3 protein-coding genes are annotated in these 5,307 nt (G+C 67.1%); 1 reads left to right on the top strand and 2 read right to left on the bottom strand.

Translation table 11 applies throughout. From position 1 onward, the window contains the following. Positions 1 to 114: 114 nt before the first annotated feature. Together ACFWWR_RS18510 and nrdR are read right to left on the bottom strand one after the other, a co-directional pair. Positions 115 to 3,009, bottom strand: coding sequence for a vitamin B12-dependent ribonucleotide reductase (locus ACFWWR_RS18510; RefSeq protein WP_383866448.1), 2,895 nt, complete (start codon positions 3,007 to 3,009; stop codon positions 115 to 117). A 164-nt stretch (positions 3,010 to 3,173) separates the two neighbouring features. Continuing rightward, positions 3,174 to 3,734 (bottom strand): transcriptional regulator NrdR, encoded by a 561-nt coding sequence (nrdR, locus tag ACFWWR_RS18505; protein ID WP_383866446.1) that lies wholly within the window; start codon positions 3,732 to 3,734, stop codon positions 3,174 to 3,176. Between the two features lie 573 nt (positions 3,735 to 4,307). On the opposite strand from nrdR, the gene lexA reads away from it, so the two are divergent. Beyond that, entirely contained in the window at positions 4,308 to 5,087 is a 780-nt protein-coding gene (gene lexA, locus ACFWWR_RS18500) for a transcriptional repressor LexA (RefSeq protein WP_383866444.1), read from the top strand. Positions 5,088 to 5,307: the final 220 nt, after the last annotated feature.

Here is a 5,307-nt window from a genome sequence, read left to right as displayed (position 1 = left end):
CTGGGGCTCCGCCACCCGGGCCCGACGCCACAACCACCCCCCCGGGGGGGGGGGGCGCGCCCCCCCGGCCCCCACCGCCCTGACAGTAGGTTCACACCCTGAGGGTGCCGGTGATCAGCTGCACCCGCTGGTCGAACCGCAGCCCTCGCAGATGTAGCAGGAGCCGGCCCGCTGCATCTTCGTACCGCAGGAGAAGCACAGCGGGGCGTCGGCCTGGATGCCCAGCTGCATCTCCACCAGCTCGGCGCTGGTGTGCGCCTGCTGCGGGGCAGGCTTGGCCACCTCGACCTCGGCCTTCGGCGTGGCGACGGCCATCAGCTCCTGGGCGCGCGGTGCCGACTGGGCCAGGCCCTCGACGTCGACCTCGTCGTCGGACGGCTCGTACGAACCCGTCTCCAGGTGACGCTGGCGCTCTTCGGCGGAGTGGATACCGAGCGCGGAGCGCGTCTCGAAAGGCAGGAAGTCGAGCGCCAGGCGGCGGAAGATGTAGTCGACGATCGACTGCGCCATCCGCACGTCCGGGTCGTCCGTCATGCCGGCCGGCTCGAAGCGCATGTTCGTGAACTTCGAGACGTACGTCTCCAGCGGCACGCCGTACTGAAGGCCGACGGAGACGGCGATCGAGAAGGCGTCCATCATGCCCGCGAGGGTCGAACCCTGCTTCGACATCTTCAGGAAGACCTCGCCGAGGCCGTCGTCAGGGTAGGAGTTGGCCGTCATGTAGCCCTCGGCGCCGCCGACCGTGAAGGACGTCGTGATACCGGGACGGCCCTTGGGGAGGCGCTTGCGGACCGGGCGGTACTCGACGATCTTCTCGACCGCCCCGCGGATGGTCGCTTCGGCCTTCTCCGTGACCTCGACCTTTTCCTTCTCCTTGGTCTTGGCGGAGAGGGGCTGGCCGACCTTGCAGTTGTCGCGGTAGATGGCGAGCGCCTTGACGCCCATCTTCCAGGCTTCGAAGTAGACCTCTTCGACGTCCTCGACGGTCGCCGTTTCCGGCAGATTGACCGTCTTGGACAGCGCGCCGGAGATCCACGGCTGGATGGCGGCCATCATGCGGACGTGGCCCATCGCGGAGATGGAGCGCTCGCCCATGGCGCAGTCGAACACCTCGTAGTGCTCGGACTTGAGGCCGGGTGCGTCGATCACATTGCCGTGGTCGGCGATGTGGGCGACGATCGCCTCGATCTGCTCCTCCTGGTAGCCCATGCGGCGCAGGGCCTGCGGAACGGTGCCGTTGACGATCTGCATCGAGCCGCCGCCGACCAGCTTCTTGAACTTGACCAGCGCGAGGTCGGGCTCAAGGCCGGTGGTGTCGCAGGACATCGCGAGACCGATGGTGCCGGTCGGTGCGATGACGGACGCCTGGGAGTTCCGGAAACCGTTCTTCTCACCGAGCCGCAGGACGTCCTGCCAGGCCTCCGTGGCGGCGGCCCAGATCGGCGAGTCCAGGTCGTCCATGCGGACGGCCTTGGTGTTGGCGTCGGAGTGCTGCTTCATGACGCGCAGGTGCGGCTGGGCGTTTCGGGCGTAGCCGTCGTACGGACCGACGACCGAGGCGAGTTCGGCGGAGCGCTTGTACGACGTGCCGGTCATCAGGGAGGTGATGGAGCCGGCGAGGGCACGGCCACCGTCGGAGTCGTACGCGTGGCCGGTCGCCATCAGCAGGGCACCGAGGTTGGCGTAGCCGATGCCGAGCTGGCGGAAGGCGCGCGTGTTCTCGCCGATCTTCTGGGTCGGGAAGTCCGCGAAGCAGATGGAGATGTCCATCGCGGTGATGACGAGCTCGACGACCTTCGCGAAACGCTCGACCTCGAAGGACTGGTGGCCAAGGCCGTCGTCCTTGAGGAACTTCATCAGGTTCAGCGAGGCGAGGTTGCAGGACGTGTTGTCCAGGTGCATGTACTCGCTGCACGGGTTCGAGCCGTTGATACGACCCGACTCCGGGCACGTGTGCCAGGCGTTGATGGTGTCGTCGTACTGGATGCCGGGGTCGGCACAGGCCCAGGCCGCCTCGGCCATCTTGCGGAAGAGCGACTTGGCGTCCACCTCTTCGATGACCTCGCCGGTCATCCGCGCGCGGAGGCCGAACTTGCCGCCCTGCTCGACCGCCTTCATGAACTCGTCGTTCACACGGACGGAGTTGTTGGCGTTCTGGTACTGCACCGACGTGATGTCGTCGCCGCCCAGGTCCATGTCGAAGCCCGCGTCACGCAGGGCGCGGATCTTCTCCTCTTCCTTGACCTTGGTCTCGATGAACCCCTCGATGTCGGGGTGGTCGACGTCGAGGATGACCATCTTGGCGGCGCGCCGGGTGGCGCCACCGGACTTGATCGTTCCTGCGGAGGCGTCGGCACCGCGCATGAAGGAGACCGGCCCGGAGGCGTTGCCGCCGGAGGACAGCAGTTCCTTGGAGGAGCGGATGCGGGAGAGGTTCAGGCCGGCACCGGAGCCGCCCTTGAAGATCATGCCCTCTTCCTTGTACCAGTCGAGGATCGACTCCATGGAGTCGTCGACGGACAGGATGAAGCAGGCGGAGACCTGCTGGGGCTGGGGCGTACCGACGTTGAACCAGACGGGGCTGTTGAAGCTGAAGATCTGGTGCAGAAGGGCGTACGCCAGCTCGTGTTCGAAGATCTCCGCATCGGCGGGCGAGGCGAAGTACTTGTAGTCCTCGCCGGCCTTCCGGTACGTCTTCACGATGCGGTCGATGAGCTGCTTGAGGCTCACTTCGCGCTGCGGGGTGCCGACGGCACCCCGGAAGTACTTGCTGGTGACGATGTTGACCGCGTTCACCGACCAGAAGTCGGGGAACTCGACGCCACGCTGCTCGAAATTGACCGAGCCGTCGCGCCAGTTGGTCATGACGACGTCACGACGCTCCCAGGCCACCTCGTCGTACGGATGCACGCCGGGGGTGGTGTGGATGCGCTCGATACGCAGCCCCTTGGTCGCCTTGGTGCCCTTGGCGCGGGAACTCCGTGCCGGACCGCTCGCCGTCTCTGTCATGCCGCCTCCCTGTACAGGCAAAAACGCCCTGAAATGCCACGATGTTCCCGTGGCACTGTGTTGTGTCTGGTGTCGCGGGCGCCCACTCGCACACCGCCCGCAACAAGTCGTCGTCCGACGCCGCCCGGCCGGACCGGGGCCTTGGCCCGGTTCCGGCCCGCCGGTCAGTCGGCGGCGTGGGCGGGTTCGGGGACCTGAGCAGTCCCGCCGGACCCGCGGCCGTCTTCCTGGCTCCCCGTGACAGCCCCTTCGCGGTCCTCGTCGTCCGCGGTGGGGGGTCCCGTCTGCTGCCTGAGTTCCGCGATCGCGGCCTCGAAGTCCTCGAGCGAGTCGAATGCCCGGTAGACGGAGGCGAATCGCAGATAGGCGACGAGATCGAGTTCCTGCAACGGGCCGAGTATGGCCAGCCCCACGTCGTGGGTGGTCAGCTCGGCGCTTCCGGTGGCCCGCACCGCCTCCTCGACCCGCTGGCCGAGCTGGGCGAGTGCGTCCTCCGTGACAGGCCGTCCCTGACATGCCTTGCGCACGCCATTGATGACCTTGGTACGACTGAAAGGCTCGGTGACCCCGGACCGCTTCACCACCATGAGCGAGCACGTCTCCACGGTCGTGAAACGACGGGAGCAGTCAGGGCACTGGCGGCGCCTGCGGATCGACGTACCGTCGTCGGTCGTTCGACTGTCGACGACACGGCTGTCGGGGTGCCTGCAGAAGGGGCAGTGCATGAACTCCCAACCCTCCTCAACAGCAGACTCAATAGCCTCAAGAGACCTCTCGGGCCTCTTGGGCCCCTTGAAGCAGCCCCAAGCATAGGCGATCGCCGAGGGCTCAAAGACCCGGGGGACCACAACTTCTGGGCTGCTGCTGCAATCCAACCACTACATGTGGGGATTGGCCCATACATGCACGCCATACACGCGTGTCGCGGACGTATGGGCATGTGCCCCATGCCCATACCGCCACACCGACACATGGCCGCACGGCCGTACCGCTGCGACATATGCGGAGATACCGTGGGCGCCACAGGGAGGGCGCGTGGGGTTCCCGCACAGATGGGGGCCGGTTCCCGGTTGCCGGGAAGGGTGATGGCAGACTGGGCCGGCACTCACGAGGTCGCCATCCCGGCGGCGAATAGCACAACAATGGACGCTTTTGTCTGCCAGGCGTCGCGTCATCCATACACCCAGGCATGTGGTCGAGTCAGGCTATTCGCGTTTTTTCACTCGAACGTGTGTTTGGCGCAACCTTTCGAAAGCAACTACCGTTGTCCAGCAGGGAGACCATCGAGAGGGGCCGACGTGACCACCACCGCAGACAGTGCCACCATCACTGCCCAGGACCGCTCCCAGGGCCGACTCGAGCCGGTGCATGCGATGAACGAAGCCATGAATCCCGAGGGGCACAAGCGCTCCCTGCCGGGCCGACCTCCGGGCATCCGGGCGGACAGCTCCGGGCTCACCGACCGGCAACGGCGGGTGATCGAGGTCATCCGGGACTCAGTGCAGCGGCGTGGCTACCCGCCGTCGATGCGCGAGATCGGCCAGGCGGTCGGCCTGTCCAGCACGTCGTCCGTCGCGCACCAGCTCATGGCGCTGGAACGCAAGGGCTTCCTGCGCCGTGACCCGCACCGCCCGCGCGCGTACGAGGTGCGCGGTTCCGACCAGACCTCATCGGCGCAGCCCACGGACACCGCGGGAAAGCCCGCCGCCTCGTACGTCCCGCTGGTCGGCCGCATCGCCGCAGGTGGCCCGATCCTCGCGGAGGAGTCCGTCGAGGATGTGTTCCCTCTCCCCCGCCAGCTGGTCGGCGATGGTGAGCTGTTCGTCCTCAAGGTCGTCGGCGACTCCATGATCGAAGCCGCGATCTGCGACGGAGACTGGGTCACGGTCCGCCGCCAGCCCGTCGCCGAGAACGGCGACATCGTCGCCGCGATGCTCGACGGCGAAGCGACCGTCAAGCGCTTCAAGCGAGAGGACGGCCACGTCTGGCTCCTCCCGCACAACTCCGCCTACGAGCCGATTCCCGGCGACGACGCGACCATCCTCGGCAAGGTGGTGGCAGTGCTGCGGCGCGTGTGACGGCTGCGGCGGCGGCTCGTACACAGCCGCCCCTCTGACCGGGCCCCGGGACCCCTGCGCCGGTTCCGGGGCCCTGTGCTGTTCGGTCCCCAGCGACGAGGGGATCGGGTCGAGGGTGGGTGGCGTGTGCCACCGCTGGGGCCAACCCCCCCCCATAAAACACCCCCGACTTAGGGTTCGGTTTCGGTTTAACCAGCTGCGTACGCGTCCCCCAACTTAG

Source organism: Streptomyces sp. NPDC058678 (genome assembly GCF_042714835.1).
In the GTDB taxonomy this organism is placed as follows: Bacteria; Actinomycetota; Actinomycetes; order Streptomycetales; family Streptomycetaceae; genus Streptomyces.
The sequence above is the reverse complement of the archived record's forward strand: the minus strand, read 5'-3'. Positions and strand labels throughout refer to the sequence as shown.

Bases quoted from the DNA above. Each gene is read 5' to 3' on its own strand.
- ACFWWR_RS18510 (WP_383866448.1), bottom strand. From the start codon at position 3,009: ATGACAGAGACGGCGAGCGGTCCGGCACGGAGTTCCCGCGCCAAGGGC.
- nrdR (WP_383866446.1), bottom strand. From the start codon at position 3,734: ATGCACTGCCCCTTCTGCAGGCACCCCGACAGCCGTGTCGTCGACAGT.